General features: G+C 59.9%; 16 protein-coding genes and 1 tRNA gene. 12 read left to right on the forward strand and 5 right to left on the reverse strand.

Annotated elements, in window-relative coordinates; translation table 11 throughout:
* Window positions 1-135 precede the first annotated feature (135 nt).
* Window positions 136-693, reverse strand: a complete 558-nt coding sequence (locus Q7V03_RS17305) for an Arm DNA-binding domain-containing protein (RefSeq protein ID WP_304926841.1) — start codon at window positions 691-693, stop codon at window positions 136-138.
* 257 nt (window positions 694-950) lie between these two features.
* On the opposite strand from Q7V03_RS17305, the gene Q7V03_RS17310 reads away from it, so the two are divergent.
* The 7 genes from Q7V03_RS17310 (at window position 951) to Q7V03_RS17340 (ending at window position 5,776) form a co-directional block, all read left to right on the forward strand.
* Window positions 951-1,757 carry a lytic transglycosylase domain-containing protein gene (locus Q7V03_RS17310; RefSeq protein ID WP_304926842.1) on the forward strand — a complete coding sequence of 269 codons (807 nt, stop codon included), beginning with the start codon at window positions 951-953 and terminating at the stop codon, window positions 1,755-1,757.
* Between the two features lie 53 nt (window positions 1,758-1,810).
* Window positions 1,811-1,885: transfer RNA gene (locus Q7V03_RS17315), tRNA-Glu, on the forward strand.
* A gap of 121 nt (window positions 1,886-2,006) precedes the next feature.
* On the forward strand, window positions 2,007-2,912 hold the full coding sequence (locus Q7V03_RS17320; protein WP_304926843.1) for a LysR family transcriptional regulator: 906 nt from the start codon (window positions 2,007-2,009) through the stop codon (window positions 2,910-2,912).
* 80 nt (window positions 2,913-2,992) lie between these two features.
* On the forward strand, window positions 2,993-3,406 hold the full coding sequence (locus tag Q7V03_RS17325) for a DoxX family protein (RefSeq protein WP_304926844.1): 414 nt from the start codon (window positions 2,993-2,995) through the stop codon (window positions 3,404-3,406).
* 24 nt (window positions 3,407-3,430) lie between these two features.
* Window positions 3,431-4,240 (forward strand): VOC family protein, encoded by an 810-nt coding sequence (locus Q7V03_RS17330; RefSeq protein WP_304926845.1) that lies wholly within the window; start codon window positions 3,431-3,433, stop codon window positions 4,238-4,240.
* A gap of 1 nt (window position 4,241) precedes the next feature.
* Window positions 4,242-5,180, forward strand: coding sequence for a glutathione S-transferase family protein (locus Q7V03_RS17335; RefSeq protein WP_304926846.1), 939 nt, complete (start codon window positions 4,242-4,244; stop codon window positions 5,178-5,180).
* A complete protein-coding gene (locus Q7V03_RS17340; RefSeq protein WP_304926847.1) occupies window positions 5,177-5,776 on the forward strand; it encodes an alpha/beta hydrolase in 600 nt (199 codons plus the stop codon). The genes Q7V03_RS17335 and Q7V03_RS17340 overlap by 4 nt, the downstream gene beginning before the upstream one ends.
* Here Q7V03_RS17340 and Q7V03_RS17345 read toward each other — a convergent pair.
* Entirely contained in the window at window positions 5,773-6,246 is a 474-nt protein-coding gene (locus Q7V03_RS17345) for an Lrp/AsnC family transcriptional regulator (protein WP_304926848.1), read from the reverse strand. The two genes, Q7V03_RS17340 and Q7V03_RS17345, sit on opposite strands and share 4 nt — an antisense overlap.
* Before the next feature lie 290 nt (window positions 6,247-6,536).
* On the opposite strand from Q7V03_RS17345, the gene Q7V03_RS17350 reads away from it, so the two are divergent.
* The 5 genes from Q7V03_RS17350 (at window position 6,537) to Q7V03_RS17370 (ending at window position 10,426) form a co-directional block, all read left to right on the forward strand.
* Window positions 6,537-6,761, forward strand: coding sequence for a hypothetical protein (locus Q7V03_RS17350; RefSeq protein ID WP_304926849.1), 225 nt, complete (start codon window positions 6,537-6,539; stop codon window positions 6,759-6,761).
* A gap of 74 nt (window positions 6,762-6,835) precedes the next feature.
* Entirely contained in the window at window positions 6,836-7,975 is a 1,140-nt protein-coding gene (locus Q7V03_RS17355) for a sulfate ABC transporter substrate-binding protein (RefSeq protein ID WP_304926850.1), read from the forward strand.
* 6 nt (window positions 7,976-7,981) lie between these two features.
* On the forward strand, window positions 7,982-8,818 hold the full coding sequence (gene cysT, locus Q7V03_RS17360; RefSeq protein ID WP_304926851.1) for a sulfate ABC transporter permease subunit CysT: 837 nt from the start codon (window positions 7,982-7,984) through the stop codon (window positions 8,816-8,818).
* Window positions 8,811-9,695, forward strand: a complete 885-nt coding sequence (gene cysW / locus Q7V03_RS17365; RefSeq protein WP_304926852.1) for a sulfate ABC transporter permease subunit CysW — start codon at window positions 8,811-8,813, stop codon at window positions 9,693-9,695. The genes cysT and cysW overlap by 8 nt, the downstream gene beginning before the upstream one ends.
* Before the next feature lie 11 nt (window positions 9,696-9,706).
* Window positions 9,707-10,426 (forward strand): sulfate/molybdate ABC transporter ATP-binding protein, encoded by a 720-nt coding sequence (locus Q7V03_RS17370; RefSeq protein ID WP_304926853.1) that lies wholly within the window; start codon window positions 9,707-9,709, stop codon window positions 10,424-10,426.
* 15 nt (window positions 10,427-10,441) lie between these two features.
* Here the strand turns inward: Q7V03_RS17370 and Q7V03_RS17375 are convergent, their stop codons facing one another.
* The 3 genes from Q7V03_RS17375 to Q7V03_RS17385 all read right to left on the reverse strand — a co-directional run bounded on the left by Q7V03_RS17375 (window position 10,442) and on the right by Q7V03_RS17385 (window position 13,864).
* Window positions 10,442-11,434: a GGDEF domain-containing protein gene (locus tag Q7V03_RS17375; protein ID WP_304926854.1), complete on the reverse strand. Its 993-nt coding sequence runs from the start codon at window positions 11,432-11,434 to the stop codon at window positions 10,442-10,444.
* A gap of 3 nt (window positions 11,435-11,437) precedes the next feature.
* On the reverse strand, window positions 11,438-12,025 hold the full coding sequence (locus tag Q7V03_RS17380) for a heme NO-binding domain-containing protein (RefSeq protein WP_304926855.1): 588 nt from the start codon (window positions 12,023-12,025) through the stop codon (window positions 11,438-11,440).
* A gap of 279 nt (window positions 12,026-12,304) precedes the next feature.
* Complete coding sequence (locus tag Q7V03_RS17385) at window positions 12,305-13,864, reverse strand: trimethylamine methyltransferase family protein (protein WP_304926856.1); 1,560 nt, start codon at window positions 13,862-13,864, stop codon at window positions 12,305-12,307.
* Between the last annotated feature and the right edge of the window lie 28 nt (window positions 13,865-13,892).

Below are 13,892 nucleotides of genomic sequence, written 5' to 3' on the forward strand. Positions count from 1 at the left end.
GCAGCTTCCGGATAACGTTCAGTAGTCCCATGTCGATCACTCCTTTGAACCCCTCGCTCTTCGCTTGGGGGAGGGTCACATGGGTCAAATCTCAATGGAAATTATCCGCCTACCCGGGTCACTTCTCAGTGCAAATCAACATTCCTTCACGTCGTCAATCGTGATGGTGCCCACATTCTTGTCACCGATCTTCGGCACGGCATGAAGGTCAAGGCTTGCCCGCCATTGCTTGCGGTGCTTGTCGCTGGAAAGCGTCTTTTGCATGTAGTCGCTTTTCATGTATTCGTCCAAAGCGTCGGCAAAGGTTACGACCTTCGGCGCGTCGGGAATGACCTTTTTCGCCCGGTTAACTTCGATGGGGTTTTGCCCTGCTTCGACCATTTCGCGAAGTTCGATAGCTTTGCGACGGGCTTCCTTGACGCTCAATCCCTTTTGAAACTTCGGTTCACCGGGGCGCGGTGGTTCGACCCAACGGCCCAAACCCGTGCAAGAAGTCTTGCCGTTCAACGTGAAGAACACTTCAAAGGACTTCGATACCCGTTCGACGCCCTTGCGGTCAGTGTGCTTCGTGACCCGCAGGAAAAGCCCGTCGGCAAGCTTGTCGCGTAAGCGCGTGACCGTCTTGCCGGGTTCCGGCCCCTTGATGGCAGCAATGAACTTGTCGTCCAGCTTTTCGTATTCCTTGCGCGACATACCGAAACCCCTTGCCTAAGCGTTGCCTAAGGGATTACGCATAAACAGGCGGTCAAATCAAGACGGGTGCGGACGATACAATGCAGCAAGCATTTGGAAACAATGAAGATTTCAGACAGTGACAGACGGTGTCAGACATACCAATGGAAGCCCTACGGGCTGCCACTTCTTCCATTACCCTGAAACCGCTGAGTAGTTTCAGCCCCCTTGCGCCGCGCGACAGCCCGGCTATTCTGCCCACAATCTTTACTTGTTGGATGCAGACCGTGTTGACCAAATCTTTGACCGCATTGCTTTTTTCCCTGACTTTAGCCGCCCCTGGTTTGTCTGCCCCTTGCAGCAACACCTCATCTGGGTTTGACGCGTGGAAGGCCGATATGGCGCAAGCGGCCAAAGCCGAGGGCGTCGGCGAAGCGGGCCGCGCGGCCCTGCTGGGGGCAAGCTATTCCAAAGCCACCATCGCGGCGGATCGCAACCAGAAAAGCTTCAAATACACCCTGCAAAAGTTCCTGTCCGTGCGCGGCGCCGATGCGATCATTTCGCAGGGCCGCGCCCGCGAAAAGAAGAATCCCGACTTCTATGCAGGGCTTGAGACGCAATATGGTGTGCCCGCAGGCGTCTTGCTCGCCATCCACGGGATGGAAACCGGCTTTGGCAATTTCATGGGTGACACCAATGTCGTCTCGGCCATCGCCACCCTGACCTTCGACTGCCGCCGCACAGATTTCTTCCGCCCGCATCTGATCGGCGCGCTGCTGCTGGTCGATCAAGGCTCGATCAGCGCCAAATCTGTCGGCGCAAAGCATGGCGAGCTTGGCCACACTCAGTTCCTGCCCGGCAATGCGCTGGCTTACGGCCAAGATGGCAACGGCGACGGGCGGATTGATCTGACCAACCTCACCGACGCGATGGCAACCACCGCCAACTACTTGCGCCAGAAGGGCTGGCAACCTGGGCTGGGCTATCAGGAAGGCGAGCCAAACTTCGCGGTGATCAAAGAATGGAACGCCGCTAAGGTGTATCAGCAAGCCATCGCGTTGATGGCTGCAAGAATCGACGGCTGAATCGGTTTCCCCTCTTGAACCCTGCGCGCCAACCGCTTAGGAACCGCCGCAGTGGCCCGTTCGTCTATCGGTTAGGACACCAGATTTTCATTCTGGTAAGAGGGGTTCGACTCCCCTACGGGCTGCCACTTCCCATGATTTTGTCAATGAAACCCATCGCTTGGGCTTCCACCTCCCCCGGTGCATCTTCCTTCCAAAGCGGCAACAATCACACTAATATTTGCCAAATTCCCCAGCGAAAGCGCGCCAATGGATCGGCTGATCAGCGAACGTATGTTCGTCACCGTGCTGGAAACCGGCAGTTTTGCCGCCGCAGCGCAGCGCTTGGGCACCAGTTCCGGCCAAGCCTCCAAGCTGGTGTCAAAGCTTGAAGCCGAGCTTGGCGTGCGGTTGTTGCACCGTACCACCCGCGCGCTGGCAGCAACCGAGGCGGGTCAAGCCTATTTCGACCGTCTGCGCGGCCTGCTCGATGAATTTGACGCGCTCGATACCGAAATCCGCAACGCTGCCTTGTTGCCACGCGGAAAGATCCGGCTCAGCGCGCCGTTAAGCTTTGGCACCATCCGGCTTGCCCCGCGTCTGGCCGATTTTGCCAAGGCCTATCCCGAGATCGCGCTGGATGTGCATTTCTCTGACCGCCTTGTGAACCTTGTCGATGAGGGCTTTGATATGGCGGTCCGGGTTGGCAAGCCCCGCGACACCACGCTGATTGCGCGCAAACTGTGCAGCTCGCAACTGATCGTCGCGGCCTCCCCCGCCTATCTTGCGGCGCGGGGGGTTCCGCAAACACCGCAAGATTTGACCGGGCATGACTGTTTGATCGACACCAATTACCGCGACCCCCATCGCTGGATGTTCGCTCAGAATCAACGCGTTGCGGTGGATGGGCGGCTTATCTTCTCCAATGCCTCCGCCTGTATGATCGCCGCCGAGGCCGGGCTTGGCATCGCGTCTTCGCCCGATTTTGTTCTGGCCGACAGCCTTGCCAGCGGTCGCCTCGTCCGCCTGCTCGGCGCTTATGAAGAACCGCCGATGGGGGTGTTTGCGCTGTATCCCTCCGGTCGGCATCTGGCATTGAAGATGCGGATGCTGATTGATTTTCTGGTGCAACAACTGCCGCACCCCAGCACATCCCTTCCAAATCGGATGGAATGATCTTCCATTTGGCAAGATTATCAATCCAATCGGCAAGAGCCATATTGCGATCATCCATCCAAACCCAAAGGATCATCGCAATGACCGCCCTGCCCACCCAATCCACCAGCCAGACCGACCTCGCCGCCCTCATCCTGCGTGTCAGCCTTGGCGCTTTGTTCCTCGCCCATGCTGGTCTGAAAATCTTCGTCTTCACCCCCGCAGGCACCGCTGGCTTCTTCCAAAGCATCGGCCTGCCCGGCCCGCTCGCCTATCTGGTGATCTTGCTTGAAGTGCTCGGCGGCCTCGCCCTGATCGCCGGATACCGCACCCGCACCGTCTCTCTCGTCCTGATTCCCGTGTTGCTCGGGGCCATTGTCACCGTGCATTTTGCCGCAGGTTTCTTCTTCACCAACGAAAACGGCGGCTGGGAATATCCGGCGTTCTGGATCATCGGCCTTGTGGTGCAATCTATGCTCGGCGACGGTGCCGCATCTTTAAGCCGCCGCAGCTAACCCCTGAACTTTCGGAGAATCGACATGTCCACTGCATCTGCATCCTTGGAAATCGGCCGCGTCGCCCTGACGGTGCATGACATCGGGCGTGTCGGTTCGTTTTACAAACAAGCGCTTGGCTTGACTGAACTTAGCAATGATGGCGAAACCCTGCGCCTTGGCGCGGGCAACACCCCACTGCTGGAGCTGCGCGCCGACAAAACCGCTCGCCGCCGCAGCCCGAAAGAAGCTGGCTTGTTTCACACCGCCTTCCTGCTGCCCACCCGTGCCGATCTTGGCGCGTGGCTGCTGCACGCCTCTGACAGTCAACTGCTTCTGGAGGGTGCCTCTGACCACCTCGTCAGCGAGGCGATCTATCTGTCAGACCCGGAAGGCAACGGCATAGAGGTCTATATCGACCGCCCGCGCTCGGCGTGGAAAACCCAAGGCGGCCAGATTCAAATGGCCACCAACGGCCTTGATCTGAACAACCTCGCCGCCTCTGCCAAGGCCCCGTTCACCGAAAGTCCCGAGGGCACGGTGATCGGCCATGTCCATCTGCAAACCGGATCTGTGCCCGAGGCCGAGGCGTTCTACAATGGCGCCTTAGGCTTTGCGATCACCACCCATTACCCCGGTGCCGCCTTCTACGGCGCAGGCGGCTACCACCATCACATTGCCACCAACACTTGGAACAGCCGGGGTGCAGGCAAGCGCAATTTCCCCTCGACCGGGCTTGCCGATCTTGAAATTCTGGCAGATGCAGCCCCCCTCGCCGCCCTGCGCGCCAAACTTCCCGCCGCCCTGACTGACCCTTGGGGCACCCCGATCACCCTCTCGCCGAAGGTTGCCTGACATGTTGGTCGACGGAAAATGGATGGAAAACTGGCAGCCCGTGCAGGCGAAAGACGCGACAGGTGGCTTCGTGCGCCAACAATCGACGTTCCGCAACTGGATCACCCCGGATGGCACATCCGGCTTCAAAGCTGAATCCGGGCGCTACCACCTTTATGTAGCACTGATCTGCCCTTGGGCGTCACGCACTCTAATCGCGCGCCAACTCAAAGGCTTAGAATCCGCCATCACCGTGTCCGTGGTCGAGCCCAGCCTTACCGACCAAGGCTGGCGCTTTGGGGACTACCCCGGCAGCACGCCGGACCATCTGCACAACGCCACCTATATGCACCAGATCTACACCCGCGCCGATGCCCACGTCTCGGGCCGCGCCACCGTGCCGGTGCTGTGGGACAAACACACCGACACGCTGGTCAACAACGAATCTGCTGACATTGTGCGTATGCTCAACTCTGGCTTCGGCAGCATCGCCACTGGCCCCGATCTTTACCCCGAGGCCCTGCGCGCTGAGATCGACGCCCTGAACGACCAGATCTACCCAGGGCTCAATAATGGTGTCTATCGCGCAGGCTTTGCCACCACCCAAACCGCCTACGAATCCGCTTTCGCCGATGTGTTCGCCAGCCTCGACAGCCTAGAGGCGCGCCTGTCCGACAACCGCCCCTACCTGCACGGCACAGCCTTTACCGAAACCGATATCCGCGCCTTCGTCACCCTGATCCGCTTTGATGCCGCCTATCACGGGTTGTTCAAAACCAACCTGAAACGCATCGCCGACTACCCTGGCCTGCAAGCCTATATGCTGCGCATCCTAGCACTTCCCGGCATCGGCGATACCGTCAGCATCGACCATATCAAACGCGGCTATTACTCGATCAAAACCCTGAACCCCTTGGGCCTTGTCCCGGCAGGACCCCTGCTGCCTTGGGACAAAGCATGAGCAAGTTGTTGATCATGCTGCACGGTGTCGGCAGCAGTGGTGCCGATCTGGCCCCGATCGGCCAACACATCGCGCAAAATATCGGCGCGCAATGCGAAAGCCCCGATGCACCGCAACCCTATGATTTGGGCGACACCGGGCGTCAGTGGTTCTCTATCGCTGGCGTCACCAAGGCCAACCGCCCCATCCGGGTCGTTGCAACCCGCGCCAGTTTCGACGCCACCCTCGCCGAAATCATCGAAGCCCACGGCCTGCAAAACCAGTTGCACAACGTCGCTTTGATCGGCTTCTCGCAAGGCGCGATCATGGCGCTGGACGCCGTGGCGTCCGGCCGCTGGCAGGTGGGCGCAGTTGTCGCCTTCTCACTGCGCCTCGCCACGCCGGCACCGCTGACGCCAGCGCTAAAAACCCCGGTCCTGCTGATCCACGGCACCACCGACCCGGTGATGCCTATCTCCGAGGCCACGACGGCCGAAGCCGCCCTCACCGCTGCAGGCATGCAAACCACATTGCACCTGCTGCCCGGCGTCGGCCACACCATCACCCCTGCGGGCGTCGCATTGGCCCAAGACTTTCTGCGCGCAGTGCTAAATTAACGCCGCTGGGTGTCCACCGGATAAGCCGTGCCAAACTTCATCCGCTCCATTACGAAATGCGAGGTAAAGTTCTTGATCGCCACCGCATCGGTCAGGCGTTTGTATAGCCCGTCAAAATCCGCCGTATCGCCCACCGAAATCCGCAGCAGATAATCCATCTCTCCGGCCATCCGGTAGACTTCCATAATCTCGGGGATCGCCTCGGTCGCCTTCACGAACGCATCGCGCCACTCGGCGGAATGATCCACGGCTTCGACCTCGACAAACGCCGTCAGCCCAAAGCCAAGCCGGGCCGCGTCTACCATTGCCACCCGTCCGGTGACGATGCCGGTGGCCTCAAGCCGTTGAATCCGTTTCCAGCACGGCGTCTGCGACAGCCCCACCCGGTCGGCAATCTGCGCCACTGGCAGCGTCGCATCGCGCATCAACTCGGAGATAATCTTGCGATCAATCTGGTCAAGCTCGGCCATAGCCGTTCCCCTTCTGCTTTGATGCCTAGGATGAGGCAAAAATTATAAATGTCTACCATTCTTATCGTGATACTTTTGAAAATTCTCTAATGCATTGTTTTTAAATAAGTATATCTAATAAAACCGAGTTCCCGCCCATCAACCCATTGACAATAAGGCAGAGAGAATTTTCTTCTAAAATCACGACAAAAAAGAGCGGTATTTTTCCATTGCCATACTCGACTAACTCTGTCGTTATTAAGGGCGTCGATACACTCGACCCTGCCCAAACAATCCAGAGGGAGACCACCATGTTCGCAGCACCCCATTCAGACTTCAGCCATGCGGCACCGATGTCCTGCGCCTATCAGGTTTCTCTGATCGACCGCCGCACCGGGCGCGCCCACCGTGTCTCGGGCAACCCGCTGGTTCGCTTCACCCGCGATCCGCAAGCGGCGGTGCAAGAATTGCTCGATGGCCGCGATGCCCGCTTGTGGGAAACCCGCGTCGAGCCCTTGGACGCCTATGCGCGATGACCGCCCCCATTCTCGGGTTGATCCCCGCCCTTCCCTTTCCGGCCAAACGCCACGCATTTCCGCAGGAGAAACCAATGCTCACCACCATCACCGTTGCAGGCCCAATCTCTGCTTATGACAAACCGACTGCCCAAGGCACCCTCACCCAGCGCCACCCCGATGGCCGCGTCACCATCACCACCGGCGAGCGCGAGTTCACAGGCTTCCCGGTGCGCGAAAACTGGCTGGGCAAAGCCGCGCTGATCGCGCTCTCGGCGCTGTATCTCAGCTTTTCCGCCGCACAAGAACTGCGCGCCGAAACCCTGCTGAACGTCAGCTACGACCCAACGCGCGAGCTGTACAAAGACCTCAACGCCGCCTTCATCGAAAGCTACATCACCGCAGGCAACCCGGCCCCGACGATTGAGGCCAGCCATGGCGGTTCCGGCGCCCAAGCCCGCGCCGTGATCGAAGGTCTGGATGCGCAGGTGGTCACGCTGGCATTGGCCGCCGACATCGACAAGGTCGCCAAGGAAGGCAAACTGCCCGCCGACTGGCAGTCGAAATTGCCGCACAATTCCTCGCCCTATACCTCGACCATCGTGTTTTTGGTGCGCGAGGGCAACCCGAAGGGCATCAAAGATTGGGGCGACCTGGTAAATGAGGGTGTCGAAGTCATCACGCCGAACCCCAAAACGAGCGGAGGCGCGCGCTGGAATTACCTCGCCGCGTGGGCTTGGGCCGAAAAGAACGGCAAAGACCCGCAAGCCTATGTCAAATCCCTGCTGGAACATGTGCCTGTGCTGGACAAAGGCGCCCGCGATGCCACCACCACCTTTGCCCAGCGCGGCATTGGCGATGTGCTGCTGGCCTGGGAAAATGAAGCCTATCTGGCAGAAAAAGAACTCGGCGCAGATCAGTTTGACATCGTGGTCCCGTCGCTCTCAATCCTCGCTGAGCCGCCCGTTGCGCTTGTTGAGGCCAATATCCACAACGACGATCAGCGCAAACTGGCCGAGGCTTATCTGAACTTCCTCTACACCCCCGAAGCCCAAGCCATTATTTTCAAAAACTTCTACCGTGGCTGGGATACATCGAAAGCCGACCCGGCTGATGTCGCCCGCTTCCCGAAACTGGAACTGGTCGACATCTCCCACTTCGGCGGCTGGGCCGAAGCACAAAAAACCCACTTCGCCGATGGTGGCACCTTCGACCAAATCTACACCGCGAAGTAACGCCCCATGCGCAGACCGCTGATCAACCGCTCGCCACTCCCCGGCATGGCCTTAAGTGCCGGGATCACTCTCACCCTACTGTCTCTGGTGGTCTTGCTGCCAATTTGCGCCCTTCTTCTGAAGGGCGCCACGGCTGGTTTTCCCGCCCTATGGACCGAGGTGAACACCCCCCGCATCTGGGGCGCTTTGTTCCTATCGTTCCGCCTGTCGTTCATCGCCGCCCTGGTCAACCTCGTCTTCGGCGTCGCCCTCGCATGGGTTCTCGTGCGCTACCGCTTCTCCGGCCGCCGCCTTTTAGACGCCGCCGTTGACCTCCCCTTCGCGCTGCCCACCGCCGTCGCGGGCATCGCCCTAACCGCGCTTTACGCCCCGAACGGCCCGTTCGGGGCCATCGCCAAAGATCTCGGTTTCAAAATCGCCTATACCCAATGGGGCATCCTGATAGCCCTCATCTTCGTTGGTCTGCCTTTTGTGACCCGCACCGTGCAGCCCGTCGTCGAGGAAATCGAACGCGAGGTTGAAGAAGCCTCCGCCACCCTCGGCGCCACCCGCGCCTACACTCTGCGCCGCGTGGTGCTGCCGATGCTGGCCCCCGCCGCGATGACGGGCTTTGCGCTGTCGCTGGCCCGCGCGGTTGGCGAATACGGCTCGGTGATCTTCATCGCAGGCAACATCCCGCTAAAAACCGAGATCGCACCGCTGCTGATCGTCATCAAACTCGAAGAATTCAACTATGTCGGGGCCACCGCCATCGGCATCGCCATGCTGGTGATTTCCTTCGCGATCCTCTTGCTGATCAACGCCATCCAAGTTCTCAGCCGCCGGAGGATTGGCTATGTCTGACACCCCCACCACCCTTAAATCCAAAACTCCGCAGGCCCACCGCCCCGTCACCACCGAATCCCCCGGCTTCCGGGTCGCGCTGATCGCCGCGGTCATTATCTTCCTCGCCCTCCTGCTGTTCGCCCCCCTCGTCGCCGTCTTCGCCGAGGCTCTGTCAAAAGGCGCCATCGAAGCCATCAAATCCCTAGCCAACCCCGAGGCGACATCGGCGATCAAACTCACCCTGATCGTCGCCGCCGTGGCCGTGCCGCTGAACGCCGTGTTCGGCATTGCCGCCGCTTGGTTCATCACCAAATACGACTTTCGCGGCAAAGCCCTGCTGATCACCCTGATTGATTTGCCCTTCTCAGTCTCACCAGTCGTAGCGGGCCTCTGCCTCGTGCTGACCTTCGGTGCCAACACCGCCATCGGCGGTTGGATGGTCGCCCAAGCCTACCCCATCGTCTTCGCCTTGCCCTCGATCATCCTCGCCTCGATGTTCGTGACCTTCCCCTTTGTTGCCCGCGAGCTGATCCCGGTGATGATCGAACAAGGCCGCGCCGAGGAAGAAGCCGCTCTGACGCTTGGAGCCTCCGGCTGGCGCATCTTCTTCACCGTCACTTTGCCCAACATTCGCTGGGCGCTGCTGTACGGCGTGCTGCTTTGCAACGCCCGCGCCATGGGTGAATTCGGCGCGGTCGCCGTCGTGTCCGGCAAAATTCGCGGCCAGACCGCCACCATGCCGATCACCATCGAGATGCTGTACAACGAATACCTCTCGGTCGCAGCCTTCAGCCTCGCCGCCGTGCTGGCCCTGCTCGCCCTGCTGACCCTCACCCTGAAAACCCTGCTGGAATGGCGCTTTGCCGATCAGCTTGCCGCCGCACACCGTCCCTGAAAGGCCAGCCCATGCAAATCGAAATTGATCAGATTTCCAAAGAGTTCGGCGCGACGGCAGCCCTGCATCCCGTCTCACTCTCCATTCCCTCGGGGGCTTTGGTTGCACTGCTTGGCCCCTCGGGCTCCGGCAAAACCACGCTGCTGCGCATCCTTGGCGGCCTTGAGTTTCCCACCGCCGGCCGGGTCTTGTTTGATGCCACTGACGCGACCAACCTGACCGTGCAAGACCGTCGCGCAGGCTTTGTGTTCCAATCCTACGCTTTGTTCCGCCACATGACGGTGTTTGAAAACATCGCCTACGGCCTGCGCGCCCGCCCCTCCGCCCAGCGCCCGGCCAAGGCCGAAATCGCCCGCCGCGTCACCAAACTGCTGGAGCTGATACAACTGCCCGACATCGGCGCGCGTTATCCCAGCCAGCTTTCCGGCGGTCAGCGCCAGCGCGTCGCACTCGCGCGCGCCCTCGCCATCGAACCCCGGATGTTGCTGCTCGACGAGCCATTCGGCGCCCTAGATGCCCGTGTGCGCAAAGAACTCCGCGCGGGCTTGCGCGAAATTCACGACACCACCGGCCTCACCACCGTGTTCGTCACCCACGACCAAGACGAAGCCATGGAACTCGCCGATTTGGTGGTGGTGATGTCGATGGGCCGCATCGAGCAAATCGGCCGCCCGCAAGACATCCGCGCCCGCCCCGCCACGGCTTTCGTCAAGGAATTTTTGGCGGTCTGACCGCCAGAGAATCCCTCATGCCGATAGAAAATTCCCCCCCGTCGACTGATAAAATTGCGCCTGCGCCCGCCCCGCTCGCTTTGACGCATACAAAGCCGCATCGGCATCGCTCAGCATCCGCTCGGCCTCGGGTGGATCATACAAAGTCGAAATCGTCAGCCCGATCGAGGCTGAAATCCGGCAGTCTGTGCCTTCAAAATCAATCGGTTGCGTTAATCGATCAATGATCCGCCGCGCGATCTGATTCAGACGCGCCGGGTCCGACAACCCCGGCAACAGCACGACAAATTCATCGCCGCCCACCCGCGCCACCATATCCGACGCCCGCGTTTCCACCACCAGCGCCTTAGCCACCTCGCGCAGCACCTCATCCCCTGCTGCATGGCCCAGTGTGTCATTCACCTGCTTGAAGTAATCCAGATCAATGTGCATCAAGCCAAACGCCACGCCCTGCCCGATCAGGGCCGGCAGCGACACTTCCAGCGCCCTCCGGTTGCGCAAGCCCGTCAGCGTATCGGTCAACGCCTGTTCCTCCGCCGTGGCCTTCGCGCCGAGCAGACTTAGGTTCAGCCGCCTGAGCTCGGTCATCACAGCCTGCTTGACCTCCACCAGATACAGCATTTCCACCGCCATATCGGTGGCGGCGAAATCCGCATCGGTCAGCGCATGATGCCGCACCGCCTCAATCAGCCGGATGCCAAACGACAGGTTCAACAGCATCCCGCCATCGCCCGTCGGCATCGCCAGCCCGCGAAACGTATCGCCTTTGCCGCGCAAATCGACATGCAGGGTCGACCCGGCCCGCGCCCGCAGATCATCCATCGAGGAGATCCCAGCAGGCCTGCGCACCGCAAACACTTTCAGAAGCCCCACCCCCAACGGCAGCGGCCCCTCAATAAGCTTGGCCAAAGTCGGCCCCATCGTGGTGATCTTACCCACCGCATCCAGACCGACATGCATCGGCATCATCCGCGACAGCGCAGCTTGGTTTAAGGCAGCACCCGGCATCAGCTAAGCCTCCGGCATGGCCAGCTCAAACCGCCGCCCCTTTGCATAAGTGTGATCCAGCAGATGCACCGCAACCACCTCACAGCTTGCCTCGACCCCGGCATGATCCAGCACCACCAACGCGCCATAATCATCCGCCATCGCCCGCAAAAGCCCGACCGCGACATGCCCTACCCCATCAATCAGTTTTGAGACATGCAGCAAAAACCGCCCCTCGCCCTGATCCAGCAGGGTGAAGCTGGGCACCTCCAGATCGGGCAGGCCCAAGCGGCCATGTTCCGGCAAATCTTCCATCGAGTGCAGAAAATCCTGAAAACTCACCCCACCAAAGCGCAACAGCCGACGCAGCGCTTCAAGATTGGGATGCGACACCAGATAGGTGCCCAAATCCTCTAACACCGTCTCACGCGGCCGCTGCAAATGCCGGGCTGCGGCGTCAATCACGGCTTCGGTCAGCGCTGTGTCATACAACAGCAGCGGTTCAAAGTTGTCAAAGCCAAGGCCGGCCGCGCGCGCAATCGCCGACCAGTTGGCCACCCCATAGGTGTCGCGCAGAAAACACTGGATCGAGCGGTTGATCAGGCCGTGCATCGGGACACTCGCAAAATGATTCTCCCCAAGTTTAAGCGCGGGGCCTTAACAATTACCAAATCGCCGCAAGGGCAGCGCGACATTCGCTGATTTAGAGCGTGTCAGGTTTTGCGAGAAACATCCTCATCGCAAAACGCGTTCAAGCACCTGCGAGAGGCAGCGATGTTCGATTCAATCTAAATCTGACACGCTTCACGACCCACAGGCAAGCGGGCGTCCAAAATGCCAAAGGGCCCGCGCAGAAATTCGCACAGGCCCCCTATAACCCTTTGCAAGAATTCAGAAATCGGTAGGCGCGCCGCCCTCTTGCTTGCGCTTGGCCACGAACTGCCGCAGCGCTTCCTGATGATTGCCGTTCATCTCGGGCGCTTCAAATTCCGCGATGATTTGCTTGTAGATCCGGTGTGCGCGCTCCACCGTCCAGATTGATCCATCTTGCTGCCACGCCTCATAATTGCGCCAATCTGACACGATGGGCGCGTAAAATGCCGTGGCATAGCGGTCTTGGGTGTGCTGGCAGCCAAAGTAATGCCCGCCAGGGCCAACCGCCTTGATCGCGTCAAACGCCAGATCATCCGGGGTCACCGCCACCACCGCATCCTCAAAATAACGTTGGATCATCTGCAACACTTCGCAGTCCATGATGAACTTCTCGGGGCTTGCGATCAGCCCGCCCTCCAGCCAGCCCGCGGCGTGATAGACCATGTTGGTGCGGCTTTGCACCGCCGCCCACAGGCTATTGCTGGTTTCCCACATCGCCTGCCCATCCGGCACGTTGGCCGCACATGTGCCAGACGAGCGCATCGGCAGCTTGTAATGCCGCACCAACTGCCCGGTCATCTGCGTCGCCCGCATATATTCCGGCGTGCCAAACGCGGGCGCGCCCGACTTCATATCGACGTTGCTGGTGAACGTGCCCAAAGCCACCGGACAGCCTGGATTGATGTATTGAAGCAAGGCCACACCCGCCAAACCTTCGGCCAAGGACAGCGATACCGCCCCCGTCATCGTGACAGGCGCCATCGCTCCTGCCAGTGTAAATGGCGTGATAACAACAGGCTGCCCACGCTTGGCCAACCGCATCGCTCCGTCCAGCATCGGATAATCATGCTGCAACGGCGAGACCGAGTTGATGTTGGTGTACATCCGGGGCTTGGCGTCGAATTCGTCATGGCTGAGACCGCCCGCGATACGGACCATCTCCATCACATCCTCGACCCGCTCTGCCCCCAACGAATAGGCGTGAACGACCTTATCGGTCAGCGTCAGCTTTTCATACAGACAGTCCAGATGCCGGACGCTGGCATGAATATCCACGGGCTCTACCGGATAGCCGCCCGCGATATGGATGCAGTTGAAATACTGCGTCAACTTCATGAATTCCTTGAACGTCGCAAAGTCGCCCGTGCGCTTGCCGCGCTCCAGATCCCAGGCGTTCGGCGGGCTGGATACGTTCACAAACAGCATGTGCTTGCCGCCCATGATCACTGCACGCTCTGGGTTGCGTGGGGTAATGGTAAAGCTTTCCGGCGCATGGGAAAGCATCTCCATCACGAAATCTTCGTCCATCTTGACGTTGGTGCCGTTCACCACGCAGCCAGCCTGCTTGAGATAAGCCACGGCTTCGGGGTTCAGAAACTCGATGCCGATTTCCTTCAAAATCCGCATCGTCGCTTTGTGCACCGCCTGCACACCATCGGCATCCAGAGGTTCAATCGGGCGGTCGTTATTCACCGGAATCCGCCACGGCATCTGGTCAATCACTGCCGAGCCCGCCCGGCTTTTGTTGCCCGCCCGACCCCCGGCACGAATACGTTTGCGGCTTGCGTCATCGCTCATCTGGCGTCTCCATTCTGGCGACCACAAC

Origin of the sequence: Cypionkella sp. (assembly GCF_030652235.1) — a bacterium.
Classification (GTDB): Bacteria; Pseudomonadota; Alphaproteobacteria; order Rhodobacterales; family Rhodobacteraceae; genus Cypionkella.

Bases quoted from the DNA above. Each gene is read 5' to 3' on its own strand.
- Q7V03_RS17325 (WP_304926844.1), top strand. From the start codon at position 2,993: ATGACCGCCCTGCCCACCCAATCCACCAGCCAGACCGACCTCGCCGCC.
- Q7V03_RS17340 (WP_304926847.1), top strand. From the start codon at position 5,177: ATGAGCAAGTTGTTGATCATGCTGCACGGTGTCGGCAGCAGTGGTGCC.
- Q7V03_RS17345 (WP_304926848.1), bottom strand. From the start codon at position 6,246: ATGGCCGAGCTTGACCAGATTGATCGCAAGATTATCTCCGAGTTGATG.
- cysW (WP_304926852.1), top strand. From the start codon at position 8,811: ATGTCTGACACCCCCACCACCCTTAAATCCAAAACTCCGCAGGCCCAC.
- Q7V03_RS17320 (WP_304926843.1), top strand. From the start codon at position 2,007: ATGGATCGGCTGATCAGCGAACGTATGTTCGTCACCGTGCTGGAAACC.
- Q7V03_RS17375 (WP_304926854.1), bottom strand. From the start codon at position 11,434: ATGCCGGGTGCTGCCTTAAACCAAGCTGCGCTGTCGCGGATGATGCCG.
- Q7V03_RS17370 (WP_304926853.1), top strand. From the start codon at position 9,707: ATGCAAATCGAAATTGATCAGATTTCCAAAGAGTTCGGCGCGACGGCA.
- cysT (WP_304926851.1), top strand. From the start codon at position 7,982: ATGCGCAGACCGCTGATCAACCGCTCGCCACTCCCCGGCATGGCCTTA.
- Q7V03_RS17310 (WP_304926842.1), top strand. From the start codon at position 951: ATGCAGACCGTGTTGACCAAATCTTTGACCGCATTGCTTTTTTCCCTG.
- Q7V03_RS17330 (WP_304926845.1), top strand. From the start codon at position 3,431: ATGTCCACTGCATCTGCATCCTTGGAAATCGGCCGCGTCGCCCTGACG.
- Q7V03_RS17335 (WP_304926846.1), top strand. From the start codon at position 4,242: ATGTTGGTCGACGGAAAATGGATGGAAAACTGGCAGCCCGTGCAGGCG.
- Q7V03_RS17380 (WP_304926855.1), bottom strand. From the start codon at position 12,025: ATGCACGGCCTGATCAACCGCTCGATCCAGTGTTTTCTGCGCGACACC.
- Q7V03_RS17355 (WP_304926850.1), top strand. From the start codon at position 6,836: ATGCTCACCACCATCACCGTTGCAGGCCCAATCTCTGCTTATGACAAA.
- Q7V03_RS17385 (WP_304926856.1), bottom strand. From the start codon at position 13,864: ATGAGCGATGACGCAAGCCGCAAACGTATTCGTGCCGGGGGTCGGGCG.
- Q7V03_RS17350 (WP_304926849.1), top strand. From the start codon at position 6,537: ATGTTCGCAGCACCCCATTCAGACTTCAGCCATGCGGCACCGATGTCC.
- Q7V03_RS17305 (WP_304926841.1), bottom strand. From the start codon at position 693: ATGTCGCGCAAGGAATACGAAAAGCTGGACGACAAGTTCATTGCTGCC.